Origin of the sequence: Bacillus cereus group sp. BcHK124 (assembly GCF_027712065.1) — a bacterium.
Taxonomy (GTDB): Bacteria; Bacillota; Bacilli; order Bacillales; family Bacillaceae_G; genus Bacillus_A; species Bacillus_A pacificus.
This window is the reverse complement of sequence record NZ_JAQFPJ010000009.1, coordinates 122,786-140,101: the sequence shown is the minus strand read 5'-3', so window position 1 is coordinate 140,101 and position 17,316 is coordinate 122,786. Positions and strand designations below refer to the sequence as shown.

Sequence of the window (17,316 nt, the reverse complement as noted above, 5' to 3'; positions counted from 1 at the left end):
ATTATTAAAAAAAGAAAAAAGACTTTCTTTTTTCTGTTAATTATAAGGGGGCATTTCATTATGCGTATTGGGGTACCAGCAGAAATTAAAAACAACGAAAACCGTGTGGCAATGACACCAGCAGGTGTTGTACATTTAATTCGTAACAATCACGAAGTATTCATTCAAAAGGGTGCAGGTTTAGGATCTGGTTTTACAGATGCTCAGTATGTTGAAGCAGGAGCGAAAATTGTTGATACAGCTGAAGAAGCTTGGAACATGGAAATGGTTATGAAAGTTAAGGAACCAATTGAAAGCGAATACAAACACTTCAGCGAAGGTTTGATCTTATTCACATACTTACACTTAGCTCCAGAACCAGAATTAACAAAAGCATTAATCGAAAAGAAAGTTGTTTCTATTGCATATGAAACAGTACAGTTAGAAAACCGTTCTCTACCATTACTTGCACCTATGAGTGAAGTAGCTGGTCGTATGGCTGCACAAATTGGTGCACAATTCCTTGAGAAAAACAAAGGCGGTAAAGGTATCTTACTTGCAGGTGTTCCAGGGGTTAAACGTGGTAAAGTAACAATCATCGGTGGTGGACAAGCTGGTACAAATGCTGCTAAAATTGCAGTTGGACTAGGTGCGGATGTAACAATCATCGACTTAAGTGCAGAACGTCTTCGTCAATTAGATGACATTTTCGGAAACCAAGTAAAAACTTTAATGTCTAATCCTTACAATATTGCAGAAGCTGTAAAAGAGTCTGATCTTGTAATCGGTGCAGTATTAATCCCAGGTGCAAAAGCGCCAAAACTTGTAACAGAAGAAATGATTAAATCAATGGAACCAGGTTCTGTTGTTGTAGATATCGCGATTGACCAAGGTGGTATTTTCGAAACAACTGACCGTATTACAACTCATGATAACCCAACTTACGAAAAACACGGCGTTGTTCATTATGCAGTTGCAAACATGCCAGGTGCGGTTCCACGTACATCAACTCTTGCATTAACAAACGTAACAGTACCATATGCAGTACAAATTGCTAACAAAGGCTACAAAGAAGCTTGCCTAGGCAACTCTGCGTTACTAAAAGGTATTAACACATTAGATGGCTATGTAACATTTGAAGCAGTTGCAGAAGCTCACGGTGTAGAGTACAAAGGTGCTAAAGAATTATTAGAAGCAGAAACAGTATCTTGCTAATAGAAGCATTATACAAAACAAAATCGAACAATATATAAACCAACATGATAAGAGCTAAGAGTGAATATCTCTTAGCTCTTCTTGGCAAAAGGGGGCATACATCGTGGCCAACCTATTTAAAAAGAAATCCGTTACGCAATTGTTAGGGGAAAGTAAAAGTAAAACTTTAACGAAAACGCTAGGGGCATTTGACCTAACAATGCTAGGGATTGGTGCGATAATCGGTACAGGAGTACTAGTATTAACAGGATTAGTAGCAGCAAGAGATGCTGGTCCAGCAGTTATTTTTTCATTCATGATTGCAGCGATCGTTTGTGGATTTGCAGCATTATGTTATGCAGAAGTTGCATCTACACTGCCGGTTTCAGGTAGTGTGTACACATATTCATATGCGACGATTGGTGAGTTTATTGCCCACCTAATGGGATGGACATTACTATCTGTATATGTCGTAACAACTGCTGCAGTAGCAGGTGGATGGACAGGTTATTTCAATAACTTAGTGAGTGGATTCGGATTAGAAATTCCAACAGAGTTGTTAAAGATTCCATCACAAGGTGGGATCGTGAATTTACCAGCAGTAGTCATTACATTAGTTTTAACTTGGTTACTATCAAGAGGTACGAAAGAAAGTAAGCGTGTGAATAACATAATGGTATTAATTAAAATTGGTATTGTTATTTTATTCATTGCAGTTGGTGCGTTCTACGTACAACCAGAAAACTGGACACCATTTGCACCATACGGTATTAGCGGAATCTTTGCCGGCGGAGCAGCAGTATTCTTTGCTTTCTTAGGATTTGATGCATTAGCAACTTCTGCTGAAGAAGTAAAAAATCCACAACGTGATTTACCGATTGGTATTATTGCTTCGTTAGTTATTTGTACAATTATTTATGTTGTAGTATGTCTCGTTATGACAGGTATGGTTTCTTATAAAGAATTAGATGTACCAGAAGCTATGGCATATGTGTTAGAAGTTGTAGGACAAGATAAAGTAGCAGGTGTAATCGCAGTTGGAGCTGTAATTGGTATTATGGCTGTAATCTTTGCTTACATTTATGCAACGACACGTGTATTCTTCGCGATGAGCCGTGATGGTTTATTACCAAAATCATTTGCGAAAATTAATAAAAAGACAGAAGCACCAGTATTTTCAACTTGGTTAACAGGTATTGGTAGTGCTTTAATTGCTGGATTTATCGATTTAAAAGAATTATCGAATTTAGCGAATATTGGAGCATTGTTAACATTTGCGATGGTAGGTGTGTCAGTTATTATTCTTCGTAAAACACATCCGAACTTAAAACGTGGCTTTATGGTACCACTTGTACCAACGCTACCGCTTATTTCAATCGCATGTTGTCTATTCTTAATGTTTAACCTACCATTAACAACATGGATCTACTTCGGTATTTGGTTAGCAATTGGAGTAGTTGTATACTTTGTTTATTCGAAAAAACATAGTCATTTAAAAGACGATGGAAGTTCGCAGGATAATTTAGAACAAGCTAATTAAAAGCTTAGTTAAAAGGGATATAAGTATAGTAAGCCTTGTGCGTCTAGGGAACGCGCAAGGCTTTTTCTTTTGTGCAAAGTGTATATTCTTTTTGTATGAGAATGTAATGGATGCGGAAAATATGTGTAGATCTTTTTAAAATGTGAACGAAATGTTCAAAAAAATGTATGAGATTTCATTGACACATATGAATGGACGCTCATATAATAAAGGTATAAGATATATGAATGATTGTTCATATGTTCAAATAAAGAGGTGAGCTATAATGGCTGGAAATAAAGTAGAAACACCACAAGAGACATGTTCTCAAACGATAATTCATGAAGAAGTTGTTGATCAAGTAAAACAAACAATTCCAACGGATGAAAGTTTAAGTAAAGTAGCAGAATTATTTAAAGTATTAGGCGATCGTACACGTACGAGAATATTACATGCGTTATTTGAAGCTGAAATGTGTGTTTGTGATTTAGCGTATTTATTAGGAATGACACAATCATCTATTTCACATCAGCTTCGTGTGTTAAAGCAAGCGAAACTTGTAAAGAATCGTAAAGAAGGAAAGGTCGTTTATTATTCGTTAGCTGACCAACACGTAATTCATATCTTCGAGCAAGCGTTTGAACACGTAAACGAGGAAGAATAAATAGAACGCGAGGAGGGAGAACGATGGCTGAAGCATTAGTGAAAAAGAAACTGATGTTAGAAGGTTTAGATTGTGCGAACTGTGCAATGAAAATTGAAAAAGGTGTTGGAAATATAGAAGGAGTAAATTCTTGCTCTGTAAATTTCGCGACAAAAACAATGGTTTTAGAAACAGCGCAAAATAAAGAAAGTGAAGTTGTTACAGAAGCAAAACAACTCGTTACAAAATTAGAACCGCACATTAAAGTACAAGAAGAAAAAAACACAAAAGTGGCAAAAGAAGTATTTATATTAGAAGGTTTAGATTGTGCGAACTGTGCGATGAAGATTGAAAATAAAGTTAAGGAAATGCCGACGGTTTCAGCAGCAACTGTTGATTTCGTATCAAAGAAATTACGAGTTGAAGTAGCGAATAAAAGAGAATTAGAAGCGACTGTAGCCAATATAACAAATGTCGTTCAAAAGTTAGAACCAGATGTGAAAGTTGTTCGTGAAGAAAAGGGTGGTCATGACCATGGACATAGTCACGATCATGGTGAAGCAAATGTGAAAAAGATGGTAGGCCGATTAGTGGTCGGCGGAATTTTGACAGCAATTGCTGCATTAGCTGACTTACCACAAATGATCACAATTCCGTTATTCGTCCTTGCGTATGTATTAATCGGTGGAGATATTGTTTGGAGAGCGGTAAGGAACATAACTCGCGGGCAAGTGTTTGATGAGAACTTCTTAATGGCAATTGCAACACTAGGAGCTTTTGCGATTCAGCAATATCCAGAAGCGGTTGCAGTAATGTTATTCTATCAAGTAGGAGAATTATTCCAAAGTATTGCGGTAAACCGTTCTCGAAAATCAATTACATCATTAATGGATATTCGTCCTGATTACGCGAATGTAAAAATTGGAAATGAAACGAAACAAGTATCACCAGAAGATGTACAAATCGGCGATTATATTATCGTGAAACCTGGTGAGAAAGTACCGTTAGACGGAAAAGTAGTTGAAGGAACATCAATGGTAGATACTTCAGCATTGACTGGTGAATCTGTACCACGTGAAGTTGAAGTTGGAAATGATGTATTAAGTGGTTTTGTGAACCAAAATGGTGTATTAACAATTGAAGTTACAAAAGAATTTGGTGAATCAACTGTATCAAAAATTTTAGATTTAGTTCAAAATGCAAGCAGTAAAAAAGCGCCAACAGAAAACTTTATTACGAAGTTCGCGCGTTACTACACTCCAGTTGTAGTAATTACAGCAGCGATCATGGCGTTTATTCCCCCACTTATTTTAGAAGGAGCTACATTCTCTGATTGGATTTATAGAGCTTTAGTGTTCTTAGTAATCTCTTGTCCATGTGCGTTAGTTGTATCTATTCCTCTTGGATTCTTTGGAGGTATCGGTGGTGCATCTAAAAGTGGTGTGTTAGTAAAAGGAAGTAACTATTTAGAAGCTTTAAATGATGTGAAATATATTGTTTTTGATAAAACAGGCACATTAACAAAAGGTGTCTTCAAAGTTACAAAAATGGAACCAAGCGAAGGCATTACAAATGAAGAATTATTAGAGTATGCAGCATTTGCTGAAGTGTATTCTAACCATCCAATTGCACAATCGATTCGAAATGCATATGGAAAATCAGTTGATGAAAAAATAATCGATGATTATAACGAAATTTCTGGTCACGGTACAGTCGTAAAAGTACAAGGAAAAGAAATTTTTGCAGGTAATGCTAAATTAATGAGAAAAGAGAACATTACATTTAAGCAACCAGAAACAGTAGGTACATTAGTTCACGTTGCTGTAGATGGAAAATATGCAGGTTATATTGTTATCTCTGATGAGGTAAAAGAAGATTCAAAACAAGCAATTCAAAAGTTAAAAGAACTAGGCATTAAGAAGACAGTCATGTTAACTGGTGATGCAAAACCAGTTGGTGAAGCTGTTGGTAAAGAATTAGGTTTAGATGAAGTTCACGCAGAACTATTACCGCAACAAAAAGTAGAAGAGATTGAAAAAATTGATGCAGCGAAGCATGGAAAAGAAAAAGTTGCTTTCGTTGGTGATGGTATTAATGATACACCGGTATTAGCAAGAGCCGATGTTGGTATTGCAATGGGTGGTTTAGGATCAGATGCAGCAATTGAAGCAGCAGATATCGTTATTATGACTGATGAGCCTTCAAAAATTGCAACAGCTGTAAACATTGCAAAACGTACACGACGCATTGTGTGGCAAAATATTATCTTTGCATTAGGGGTAAAAGGATTAGTTTTACTGCTTGGTGCTTTCGGTATTGCAACAATGTGGGAAGCGGTTTTCTCAGATGTTGGTGTGACACTACTGGCAGTGTTAAATGCAATGCGTGTACTACGAGTAAAAGATTTATAAAGTGAAACTTTAATCAGTGGGGGTTCTTTATCCCCCACTGATTATCAGCCCTCACCAATCGGGCTTTTACGGGCAGTTGATCCCCCATCTAACGCCTTTGCTTTCGCTGAATTTTGAGGTGGGGGGTCTTACTGCCCGTTAATGCGGGATAAAAAAGAGGACGCAACCTGCGTCCTCCTTTTTAGGTTATTCTGTTGAAATTGACTCAATAAAATAATAACAAATATTATTTTAAAGATAAATAATGTAATATTTAAATTTACAAATAAAAAATATTTGTCTTGTTATTTTAATATATTTTTTACAAAGATATATAGCATTGAAAAAACAGAGAAGGGGCAGCTTCTCTGTTTTATTTTTGTATATTTTTTTCAACTTGTTCTCGAACAGTTTGAATGTAATTCATTTTATGATCCCAGCATTCTTGACTTAAATCGACAGGGTATTCTTCAGGATTTAAAGTTCGCATATATTCTTCCCAAAATAGTGCGAGACTTTGTTCATTATATTTTTGAATATCTAATATGCCTGGTAGTTCATATGTTCTTTTACCATTAACAAAAATGTCTTTATGCAGTTCGCGTGCTTCAAAGTTTGTTACAAATTTACTTATATACGTGTGAACAGGATGAAACATTTTTAAGCGTTCTTCTTTTCCTGGTTCTTCACAATCTAAGGCAATATAATCGCCTTCAGCATGATCGTTCACTCGATTGATAATGCGATAAATTCGTTTCAGTCCTGGAGTAGTAATTTTTTCAGGGTTAGATGAAATTTTAATTGTATCATTTAATTTTCCATCAGTATCTTCAATCGCAACGAGTTTATAAACAGCTCCTAAAGCTGGTTGCTCAAAGGACGTAATCAATTTTGTTCCAACGCCCCATACATCAATTTTTGCTCCTTGAGATTTTAAGTGCATAATTGTGTATTCATCTAAATCGCTAGAAGCAATAATTTTTGTATTTGTAAATCCAGCTTCATCTAGTAGTTTTCTTGCCTTTTTAGATAAATAAGCCATATCACCACTATCAAGGCGAATTCCGTAAAAATCGATGCGATCCCCGAACTCTTTCGCCACGCGAATTGCATTTGGAACACCAGATTTTAATGTGTCATATGTATCAACGAGAAAGACGCATTTTTTATGAGTTTCAGCATATTTCTTAAACGCAACATATTCATCACGGTATGCTTGAACGAAAGAGTGTGCATGTGTGCCGGCTACAGGTATTCCGAAGCGTTTCCCAGCCCGTACGTTACTCGTAGATGAGAAACCACCGATAAAGGCAGCACGTGTACCCCAAAGGGCTGCATCGAACTCGTGGGCACGTCTTGTGCCGAATTCTAAAAGTTCATCGTTATTTGCAGCGTGCTTCATACGAGCTGCTTTCGTTGCAATTAATGTTTGGTAATTCACAATGTTTAACAGGGCGGTTTCAATAATTTGTGCTTCGCCGAGCGGTGCATCGACACGTAATAAAGGCTCGTTATTAAAGACAACTTCACCTTCTTGCATACTTCGAATCGTCCCAGTGAATTTCATATTTTGTAAATACTGAAGAAATTCTTCTTCAAATTGTAATTCTGCTAAATAAGCGATATCGCTTTCGGTAAAGCTGAAGTTTTCTATGTACTCTACAATTTTTTCAAGACCAGCAAAAACAGCATAACCATTCTCGAATGGAAGTTTTCGAAAGTATAAATCAAACACCGAGCGGCGGTTATGAATACCATCTTTCCAATATGTATAAGCCATATTAATTTGATATAAATCTGTATGTAAGGCATAGCTATCGTCTTTATAATAAGTCATCGCGAAAACACCTCCATAATTTGGTTATAGTATACCAATTTTTCAAGGTTCGTAGCAAAGAATGGATATGAAAGTATAGTCAAGAGGGAAAAAAATGAAATATTGCATATTTTTTAGAAAATTAACATTTATCAATTTATATTTCTCAAGATTTTATGTATTATTAAAGTAATGGGGGTAAATGAGAATGGAGGAGGACAATGCAACAAACATTAGAAAAAATAGGCAAACAAGTCTTTTATAAGCGGCTACAGCAAAAAATGACACAAGAAGAATTATGTCAGGGCATTTGTTCTGTCTCATACTTAAGTAAAATCGAAAATGGAAAGATCGAAGCATCAGAAGAGATTCTACAATTGCTCTGCGCAAGATTAGAAATTGCCGTGACGGATTTGAGAGATGTAGAAGAGGATGTGAAGGGGAAGCTGGAGGAATGGCATAAAGCTATCGTCCATTTAGAAAGAGAGCGAATTGAGCAAATATATGCTGATTTACAAGAAGAAATGAAGCAAGTAACTGATTTTGAAATTATGAATTATTATGAGCTATTATATGTACGTTATCTTATGATTAAGCGTGATATTGACAATGGAGCAGAAAGATTAAATAAATTAAAAAAAGGGTATAAGAAATTATCTCAGTTTCAAAAAATGTTATTCACATATAACGTTTCATTGTTAAATTGTTTACAAAACAAATGGAAGATAGGATTAGAGAGTTTAATTGAAACGGAAAAAATGGCGAAAGAGCTAAATTATTATGAGAATGGTATTTATTATAATTTAGCATTAGCATATAGCCATTTAGAAAATCCGTATAAAGCTCTGCATTTTGCCAACATTGCAATAGAGGGATTCCGTAATGAGTATAAATTCCGTAATGTGATAAACTGCCAATTTATTATAGCGATTTGTTTTGTAAGGCAAGGGCAATATAAAGAGGCTTTGGATATGTACAATAGTATTTTACGTGAAGCAAGTTCGTTTTCTGAAAATGAGGTAATTATGAGTATCGCATTAAGTAATATTGCCGAAGTCTATGGTAACCAACAACAATATGAAAAGGCTAAGGAATATTATTTGAAAAGTTTGCAATATCACCAACATGAAGATAATAATTACTTAGATACTTTATATCATACAGCATTACAGTGCATTCATTTAAAACAAATGGATGAGGCGAACCAGTGGATAGAAAAAGGTATTTCTATTGCTCAACGACATGAAAAGTATAAAAGGGTATTATATTTATTAGTTATTTTACAATATAAATATTTCCGTACATCGGATGAATATAAGAAGTTTCTAGAATTAGAAGCTATACCATTTTTTAAAGGTGAAGGTAATTTAGTGTATTTAAAACAAGTATATTTAGAAATTGCGCATTACTTCGAAGGGATTCGTAATTTCGAAGAGAGTAGTCGCTATTATAAAGAAACTATTTCATTACTGGAAAAAGGAGAGGAGAAATAGTATGAAAAAAGTGATGTTTTTAGGTATGGTTATTGGGGTTGTATTTTTGACACAGTTTATTGAACAGTATTCATCAAGACCAGATGTTTTAACGCAAGGAACACAAATAGTTGAAACAATTGAATCTTAATAAAAAACCCCTTTCCAATCGGAAAGGGGTTTTTCAATATTTGTTCCTCAAAATTCTACAAAACTTGAGAAAATAATTATTTGAATTTTTAGTATATTAATAGTGGAAACATAATGCTAATATGAAACTACTCTTTTTCAAAAAATAATTTATTAGGGGGAAGGTTCATGAAAAAGAAAAGTTTAGCATTAGTGTTAGCGACAGGAATGGCAGTTACTACGTTTGGAGGGACAGGCTCTGCGTTTGCGGATTCTAAAAATGTGCTCTCGACGAAGAAGTACAATGAGACAGTACAGTCACCAGAGTTTATTTCTGGTGATCTAACTGAAGCAACTGGTAAGAAAGCAGAATCTGTTGTGTTTGATTACTTAAACGCGGCAAAAGGTGATTATAAGTTAGGGGAAAAGAGTGCGCAAGATTCTTTCAAAGTGAAGCAAGTGAAGAAAGATGCTGTAACTGATTCAACAGTATTACGTTTGCAACAAGTATACGAAGGAGTACCTGTATGGGGTTCTACGCAAGTAGCTCACGTAAGTAAAGATGGTTCTTTAAAAGTGCTGTCTGGAACAGTTGCACCTGATTTAGACAAAAAAGAAAAGTTAAAAAATAAAAATAAGATTGAAGGCGCAAAAGCGATTGAAATTGCGCAAAAAGATTTAGGTGTTACACCTAAATATGAGGTAGAACCAAAAGCGGACTTATATGTATATCAAAACGGTGAGGAAACAACATATGCATACGTTGTAAATCTAAACTTCTTAGATCCAAGCCCAGGAAACTATTACTATTTCATTGAGGCAGACAGCGGTAAAGTATTAAATAAATATAATACAATTGATCATGTGACAAATGATGATAAGTCACCTGTTAAACAAGATGCTCCTAAACAGGATGCGAAAGCTGTTATAAAGCCTGTAACAGGAACGAATAAAGTAGGTACTGGTAAAGGTGTATTAGGAGATACGAAGTCGCTTAATACAACGTTATCTGGCTCCTCTTACTATTTACAAGATAATACGCGTGGAGCAACAATTTTCACATACGATGCGAAAAACCGCTCAACATTACCAGGAACATTATGGGCAGATGCAGATAATGTTTTCAATGCAGCGTATGATGCAGCGGCAGTAGACGCTCATTACTATGCGGGAAAAACATATGATTACTATAAAGCTACATTTAATAGAAACTCTATTAATGATGCAGGAGCGCCATTAAAATCAACAGTTCATTACGGAAGCAATTATAATAATGCATTCTGGAACGGATCACAAATGGTATACGGAGATGGTGATGGTGTAACGTTCACTTCATTATCTGGTGGTATTGATGTTATTGGTCACGAATTAACGCATGCTGTTACGGAAAATAGCTCGAATTTAATTTATCAAAATGAATCAGGAGCTTTAAATGAAGCAATTTCTGATATCTTTGGTACTTTAGTAGAATTCTATGATAACCGTAACCCAGACTGGGAGATTGGTGAAGATATTTACACACCTGGCAAACCAGGAGATGCACTTCGTTCTATGAGTGACCCTACTAAATATGGTGATCCAGATCATTATTCTAAGCGTTACACTGGTTCAAGTGATAACGGTGGCGTTCATACAAACAGTGGTATTATTAATAAACAAGCTTATTTATTAGCAAATGGCGGTACACATTACGGTGTAACTGTGACTGGTATCGGTAAAGATAAGCTAGGTGCAATTTACTACCGTGCAAACACACAATATTACACGCAATCTACTACATTTAGCCAAGCTCGTGCTGGTGCAGTACAAGCTGCAGCTGACTTATATGGTGCGAATTCTGCAGAAGTAGCAGCAGTTAAGCAATCATTTAGTGCTGTTGGTATCAACTAAGGCTTTAGAGGATAGCTATTAATAAAATACCTCAAAAATAAAGAAGGAGCATAGGCTCCTTCTTTATTTTTTTCTCCATTTTTTCCACAAATAATACAACCCAATGCAACCTGCGATTGTTACAATCCACTTCGCTTCATTTGTGCCATTCATGACATGGTATGCAGAATATACCTCGATTAACAATGCCGGTATTTTACCTATTGTACTGGCAATACTGAAGGATAGTAATGACATTTTGCCTAGAGCTGCAAATAAAGTCACGATACTAGACGGAATGAAAGGAATGAGGCGGAACGATAGGACGAGTAGAAAGGCCTCTCTACCTTCTACATAAAGTAGGCGTTCTACCTTTGGATACTTATTTACTTTGCTGTGAGTGAATTTCTGAAGACCTATACGATAAATATAAAACGAGATAATAGCCCCTAATGCCTCGCCAGCGATCGAAATAATAGTTCCATTTGTTACACCAAAGAGTTGTATGTTAATAGCGGTCAAAAAAATACTAGGGATAACACCTAAAAGACTGATGATGATGTTGATTAAGATACTAAGTGGAATTGCGATTGAATAATAGTCTGTTAAGAAGTTTTGGATTGATTCAGTCATTGTTTAAAATCCTTTATCTTTTTTTGAATTACACCATATTTCCAGTGTGTAGGCAAGTACAAATTTACATAATATAGAAAAACGTTGACGAAACACCAATTATATACCTTATATGGGTATTAGGTATGTTTAATTAGGGGTATATTTTATTTTTTGAAAAAATGCCAATAAATCTGTATTTTAAAGGTTTATTGGCATTTTAATGGGTGGTTTAACTTGGGAAATAATCATAAAAACACAGGGGTATATTTTTATTAGGGGCAAAAATAACGGTTTTATGAAAAACGGGTGGTAATATGGCAAAATAGATGAGGAATTTGAAAAATGTGTATGTTTTTTCGGTGTGAAATTGACTTTTAGTGAAGTTACGATAATAATCATGAAAGAGGTGATATGATGAAACGAATAAGTAGTCTTTTCGTGAGTAGTTTATTGGCACTCATGCTGATCTTAAGTGGATGTGCAGGAAAAGAACAAAAAACAGAGAAACAAACAGGGAATCAATCGGCATCAGTAGAAAAAATTAGTGATAATATTTTAGATGAAATGGAAGGGCCACCTAAAAATGGTCACACGATTGAAAGACATGTAGGCAAATCAGAAGAAGATTTGAAGAATCGCTTGAAGACAGATAAAGTATCAGCAGCAAGTACATACTATGACAAGGAAACGGCAACGAAAGCTGTAAAAGATAGTTTGAAGCAGCATGATAAGGAAATTCAAGATTGGTTAAAAAATTCTAAAGAGGCTCGTCTCGTATTAAATACAACACATTCATTCCCGGTTGGAAAAACGGTAATAAAGAAAAATATGAATGTAAAAGACAAGTTAGTCAAAACTGTTACTGTTTTAGCGAGAGATAAGTCAGGAGATTTAGGATATAAGATCATTACTTCTTATCCATCTGATAAATAAGAAGGGGGAGTAAATATGTATACGACATTACAATATTTTTTCAAAGCGTATTGTACGTTAAGTATCCATGAGGATGAAGTAGTAGGCGTGATGGAAGAGTTTATAGAGCAAGAGGACGAAGAAATTGTTTTGAAATTACGCGATGAATTATTATATATGAAGAAAAAGGATGCTTGGGAAGAGGCGTGCGTATTAGCTGCGAAGCAAGGAAATCGTATGTGGTCGTTAGAAGAAACGAAAGACCATCTTACAACCTTTTTAGTATTATTGCAAAAGAAAAAGGCGTGACTTATTCACGCCTTTTCTTTTTGGAATTTGTTCGTTTAATAGTGTCTTATTGTTTTGGAGCGCTTTTATATACGCTTTTTGAAATTTGCCCATTAGATATTACTTCACCGTTTTGTGTAACTTTTTTATATGTAACTGCTGTTATTTTATCATTAGTTCTACTAATGACTTGAGAAGAAACTTCAACATTTTTACCAGTATTTGTGCCGAAAATACGTGTAGTAATACTACCTCCATTTGAAAATGCTTGAATATAAATATGATTGCCTGTATTGTTTTTAAATTTTAAATCTGGACCATAATCTGCTACTGCTGCATCTTGCCCAAGTGGTAAATAATTTACGGGCATAGAATGATTGCTTCGAGAAACAATTCCTAAATCTGCTCTTAAAGCTGCGCTATATAAAGTACTACTAACTTGGCAAACGCCTCCACCTGCACTTTGTATAACTTTCCCTTGTGAATATACAGCTGCGGATTTATAACCATGAGCAGCATCCGTTACGCCAACGCGGCCATTAAAACTAAATGTTTCATCAGGTGCGACAATCACTCCACTTAAAGTATTAGCTGACTTATTTACGTTAAAGGATTGATTCCCATTACGACCAGCCATTGGAGTTGAATATTCAGCAATTACTTCTTTAATCCCCATTTTCTGTATATCTTCTGTAGAACGTTCAGGCTTTAATAGTGTAACGGGTAATGTAACGTTAGATGTGCCAGAAGTAATGGCTTGCTGCGTTAAATCAGTTAACTTTTCTTTATCGATTTTTTCTCCATTTTGGCTCTGGCTAATATTTACTGTAGTGCCTTCAATACTTAATTCAGCATTAACGGGATTTTTTAATGTTTCATTATATTTATCCTTCATAAAGTTTTTATAAGCAGTTGTATTTAATTGAGGTGTTAATTTATAGTCACGTTTTACTTCACCGTTCTCAGCTTGTTTCCGCATTTTGTAACGATTTATTGCGTTGCCTTCTTGTTCTTTAAAGATTTTGTCGATAATATCTTTTTCTTTATAATTTATCCCTAAATCTTTCCATGTGTAAGTTTGTTTATCGTTTTGGAATATGTACGTAAGTGATTTTTGATCTAATTCAGTGATTTTTTGATTAATAATAGCTTGAATATCTTTTTTATTTTTTCCATCGAGAGAAATACCTTCAAATGAAGTATTGGGTAATGCAGTAGTATCTAATTGATTATTTAGTTTGGATACATATTGATATCCGCCAACACCGCCAACACAAAGTAATATGCCTCCAGCAATTGCAGAACCGATCAGTATTTTACTTAGCTTCATTTATTTCCCCCCAGAAATTTTTGTATAAATATATGTATTACATTTTTTGTATAAAAATGATGAAAATAACATTATGTACGTACTAGTATACTATTATTTTCACTATGTGTGTAATGTTTTTATAAAAAATGTTACACTGTTGTAATAATTGTCTCTTTTTGTCACAATGTGTACGAAAAATATGTTGAAAATTATAATAAAAAGGCTGTCTAGAAAGTTCTAGCAGCCTTTTTATTATAATTTTTTATGTTCATTTTTATTCGTAACACCGAGATGTTCTTGTAGTGTTGTCGAAATCGTATTGACGCTTTTTTCGTTTGGAACGTAATAATAAATACCACCTATATATTTATCAGTACCTTCTACTTGCATTTTGTCCATTTTTAAATTGGAATCCATTGAATTTTTTGCAATTGTCATCATATCATCAAAAGTTAAATTTGTTTTTAAGTCTTTATCGACAGCGTCTAATAGACCACCGATCTTATTAATGGAATTAAGTGATAGTGCTTTTTGAGCGATAGCTTCTAAAACAAGCTGTTGTCGTTGACCGCGCATATAATCACTATCGATATGACGAGTTCTTGCTAGTGCCAGTGCTTCCTCTCCATTTAAATGTTGACGTCCCTTTTTAAGGTGAACTGCATCTGCTTCATCTTTACTATTTTGTTCTGTGAACTCCACTGGAACATCTACAGTAATCCCACCAAGGGAATCAACAATTTTGATAAAGGATTTAAAGTTGAATTTTACATAGTAGTCAACTGGAACATCTAAAAAGTTCTCTACCGTATCAATCGTGCTATCTACACCACCGAATACGTGCGCATGTGTAATTTTATCGTATTTATCACGTGATTTAATGTATACACGTGAATCACGTGGAATACTGACAAGCTTAACAGATTTATCGTTTTTATTAATTGTGGCAAGTAATAGTGCATCTGTACGAGTTGCTTTTCCGTAATTTTTGTCCCTGATTTCACTTTCATCAACCCCCATAATGAGTACAGAAATGTTATCAGTCATAGGTTTAACGGCTTTTTCACGTTTGCTGGATTTATCCCCACGGCCCAGTTCAGAATAGGCATTACTTAACACAGACTTTGCTTTACTGTATATATGGAAGGAATAGCCTCCGGCTCCAAGTGCTACAACCAGTAATGGAATAAGCAGGAACCAAAGTAGGCGTTTTTTCTTTGAGCGTCCTTTTTTGGCTCGAGTATCTTTGTTCATATCGGATTTCATCATTTTTTCTCCTTTAAAACTATCAAAGTATATACATCTAGAAGCGCATTCAAACACGTAAAAAATATTGTACGTTAAATAAAAGCGATTGTACATGTATAAAAAATAGATGTCTTGATTATTTATAAAGACATCTATTCGTTATTGTATACAAAAGATAGGGAGAAGAAAATGATAAAATTTTACCTAATTACAACATAATGCTTACGATAATTGCAGATAAAATGCTAACGAGAGTTGCTCCGTATAGTAATTTAAGGCCAAATCTGGCAACGACGTTTCCTTGTTCTTCGTTTAATCCTTTTACCGCACCTGAAATAATGCCGATAGAAGAAAAGTTGGCAAAAGAGACGAGGAAGACAGAAATAATACCAACTGTACGAGGAGAAAGGCTATTAGAAATTTTACTAAGATCCATCATGGCTACAAATTCATTCGTTACAAGCTTCGTTGCCATAATGCTACCAGCTGTGACAATTTCAGTACTTGGTACACCGATAAGAAATGCAATTGGTGCAAAGACGTAGCCGATTAATTGCTGGAAAGTAATGCCGAATATAATGAGGAATAGATCATTAATGCAGCTAATTAATGCGACGAATCCGATAAGCATAGCACCGACAACGATAGCTACTCGAAAGCCATCTAGAATGTACTCTCCAAGCATTTCAAAAAAGCTTTGCTTTTCACCTTTTATTTCTAAAATATCTTCGTCATCCCTCACGTCGTAAGGGTTAATGATAAGTACGATAATAAAGCCGCTAAATAAATTGAGAACGAGTGCGGTTACTACATATTTAGGTTCGATCATTGTCATATAGGCACCTACGATAGACATAGATACAGTTGACATGGCAGATGCACAAAGTGTATAAAGACGGTGTTTTGGAATTTGAGCTAATTGTTTTTTGACCGTAATAAAAACTTCTGATTGGCCGACAATGGCAGATGCGATAGCATTGTAAGACTCTAATTTCCCAAGACCATTTATTTTGCTAAGGAAGTAACCAATCCAACGAATGAAAAATGGTAGTATTTTGAAATGTTGCAATATACCAATTAAGACGGAAATGAAGACAATTGGTAATAAGACAGTAAGGAAAAATGGCATTTCACCTTTATTGGCAAGGCCGCCAAATACGAAGTTTATACCATCAGCAGCATACTCGAGTAGCTTTGTAAACAGACTAGAAATGACCCGAATAAGTATGAGGCCAAATTCTGTATTTAATAATAAATAGGTTAAAATTAACTGTATAATAAGCATGATGAAAATAGGTTTCAATTTAATATGTTTCTTATTGTTACTAGCAATATAAGCAAGGAAGAAAACAACGATAAGTCCTACGAAAAAAGTAATAAATTTCATAGTAAGCCCCCTAATAGAGATATTCTGCTATATATGTTTTTCATTTCAAGGGAGAATATGCATCTTTGGTAAAGAAAGGAATAGAGAGAGTATGAATATATGTAGAATACACCACGTTGCAATTATTTGTTCAAATTATGATGTGTCAAAAGATTTTTATAAGAGGATATTAGGTTTTAAAGAGGTAAATGAGGTATATAGAAAGGAACGAGATTCTTATAAGTTAGATTTATGTGTAGGGGGAGAGTATCAAATTGAATTATTTTCATTCCCAAGTCCGCCTGAGCGCCCAAGTTTTCCAGAAGCGTCTGGACTTAGACATTTAGCATTTGCTGTTACAAATATAGAAGAGGCTGTAAACCATTTAAACGAATGTGGTATTGAGACTGAGTCGATACGTATTGATGAAATAACCGGAAAAAAATTTGTTTTTTTCCAAGATCCGGATGGTCTACCTTTAGAATTGTATGAGGTTTGAAATTGGTGAATTTTATATAGGGTTGCTTTTGAGTAAATGAAGAAACTAAAGTGAAACTTCTTTTT

General features: G+C 34.9%; 15 protein-coding genes. 10 read left to right on the top strand and 5 right to left on the bottom strand.

Features of this window, described 5'->3' with window-relative positions; genetic code table 11:
• Positions 1–60 precede the first annotated feature (60 nt).
• The 4 genes from ald to PDK19_RS15915 all read left to right on the top strand — a co-directional run bounded on the left by ald (position 61) and on the right by PDK19_RS15915 (position 5,746).
• Entirely contained in the window at positions 61–1,194 is a 1,134-nt protein-coding gene (gene ald / locus PDK19_RS15930; protein ID WP_001219742.1) for an alanine dehydrogenase, read from the top strand.
• Between the two features lie 103 nt (positions 1,195–1,297).
• Entirely contained in the window at positions 1,298–2,713 is a 1,416-nt protein-coding gene (locus tag PDK19_RS15925; protein WP_001284877.1) for an amino acid permease, read from the top strand.
• Between the two features lie 265 nt (positions 2,714–2,978).
• Positions 2,979–3,356 (top strand): ArsR/SmtB family transcription factor, encoded by a 378-nt coding sequence (locus tag PDK19_RS15920; RefSeq protein WP_000918377.1) that lies wholly within the window; start codon positions 2,979–2,981, stop codon positions 3,354–3,356.
• Positions 3,357–3,379: 23 nt separating this feature from the next.
• On the top strand, positions 3,380–5,746 hold the full coding sequence (locus PDK19_RS15915; protein ID WP_049111195.1) for a heavy metal translocating P-type ATPase: 2,367 nt from the start codon (positions 3,380–3,382) through the stop codon (positions 5,744–5,746).
• A 352-nt stretch (positions 5,747–6,098) separates the two neighbouring features.
• Here PDK19_RS15915 and PDK19_RS15910 read toward each other — a convergent pair whose 3' ends face one another.
• Positions 6,099–7,562: a nicotinate phosphoribosyltransferase gene (locus PDK19_RS15910; protein WP_000222902.1), complete on the bottom strand. Its 1,464-nt coding sequence runs from the start codon at positions 7,560–7,562 to the stop codon at positions 6,099–6,101.
• A gap of 200 nt (positions 7,563–7,762) precedes the next feature.
• Here PDK19_RS15910 and PDK19_RS15905 point away from each other — a divergent pair, with 200 nt between their 5' ends.
• The 3 genes from PDK19_RS15905 to PDK19_RS15895 all read left to right on the top strand — a co-directional run bounded on the left by PDK19_RS15905 (position 7,763) and on the right by PDK19_RS15895 (position 11,032).
• A complete protein-coding gene (locus PDK19_RS15905) occupies positions 7,763–9,034 on the top strand; it encodes a tetratricopeptide repeat protein (RefSeq protein WP_001187942.1) in 1,272 nt (423 codons plus the stop codon).
• Position 9,035: 1 nt separating this feature from the next.
• The gene (locus PDK19_RS15900) at positions 9,036–9,164 is read left to right on the top strand and encodes an NprX family peptide pheromone (protein WP_139254109.1); all 129 of its coding nucleotides are present in this window, start codon (positions 9,036–9,038) and stop codon (positions 9,162–9,164) included.
• A gap of 167 nt (positions 9,165–9,331) precedes the next feature.
• Positions 9,332–11,032, top strand: coding sequence for a M4 family metallopeptidase (locus PDK19_RS15895; RefSeq protein ID WP_000730366.1), 1,701 nt, complete (start codon positions 9,332–9,334; stop codon positions 11,030–11,032).
• A 63-nt stretch (positions 11,033–11,095) separates the two neighbouring features.
• On the opposite strand, the gene PDK19_RS15890 is transcribed toward PDK19_RS15895, so the two are convergent.
• Positions 11,096–11,644, bottom strand: coding sequence for a TVP38/TMEM64 family protein (locus tag PDK19_RS15890; protein WP_000140360.1), 549 nt, complete (start codon positions 11,642–11,644; stop codon positions 11,096–11,098).
• A gap of 396 nt (positions 11,645–12,040) precedes the next feature.
• Between PDK19_RS15890 and PDK19_RS15885 the strand changes: the two genes are divergently transcribed.
• Positions 12,041–12,559 (top strand): RNase A-like domain-containing lipoprotein, encoded by a 519-nt coding sequence (locus PDK19_RS15885; RefSeq protein WP_000822717.1) that lies wholly within the window; start codon positions 12,041–12,043, stop codon positions 12,557–12,559.
• Between the two features lie 15 nt (positions 12,560–12,574).
• Entirely contained in the window at positions 12,575–12,847 is a 273-nt protein-coding gene (locus PDK19_RS15880; RefSeq protein ID WP_049114322.1) for a hypothetical protein, read from the top strand.
• 46 nt (positions 12,848–12,893) lie between these two features.
• Here PDK19_RS15880 and PDK19_RS15875 read toward each other — a convergent pair whose 3' ends face one another.
• From PDK19_RS15875 to PDK19_RS15865, 3 genes are all read right to left on the bottom strand, one after another.
• Positions 12,894–14,156 carry a VanW family protein gene (locus PDK19_RS15875; protein WP_049114320.1) on the bottom strand — a complete coding sequence of 421 codons (1,263 nt, stop codon included), beginning with the start codon at positions 14,154–14,156 and terminating at the stop codon, positions 12,894–12,896.
• Between the two features lie 234 nt (positions 14,157–14,390).
• A complete protein-coding gene (locus PDK19_RS15870; protein ID WP_014893323.1) occupies positions 14,391–15,407 on the bottom strand; it encodes an LCP family protein in 1,017 nt (338 codons plus the stop codon).
• 187 nt (positions 15,408–15,594) lie between these two features.
• A complete protein-coding gene (locus tag PDK19_RS15865) occupies positions 15,595–16,773 on the bottom strand; it encodes a NupC/NupG family nucleoside CNT transporter (protein WP_000668861.1) in 1,179 nt (392 codons plus the stop codon).
• Between the two features lie 91 nt (positions 16,774–16,864).
• Between PDK19_RS15865 and gloA2 the strand changes: the two genes are divergently transcribed.
• Positions 16,865–17,251, top strand: a complete 387-nt coding sequence (gloA2, locus tag PDK19_RS15860) for an SMU1112c/YaeR family gloxylase I-like metalloprotein (RefSeq protein WP_014893322.1) — start codon at positions 16,865–16,867, stop codon at positions 17,249–17,251.
• The last annotated feature ends 65 nt before the right edge of the window (positions 17,252–17,316 follow it).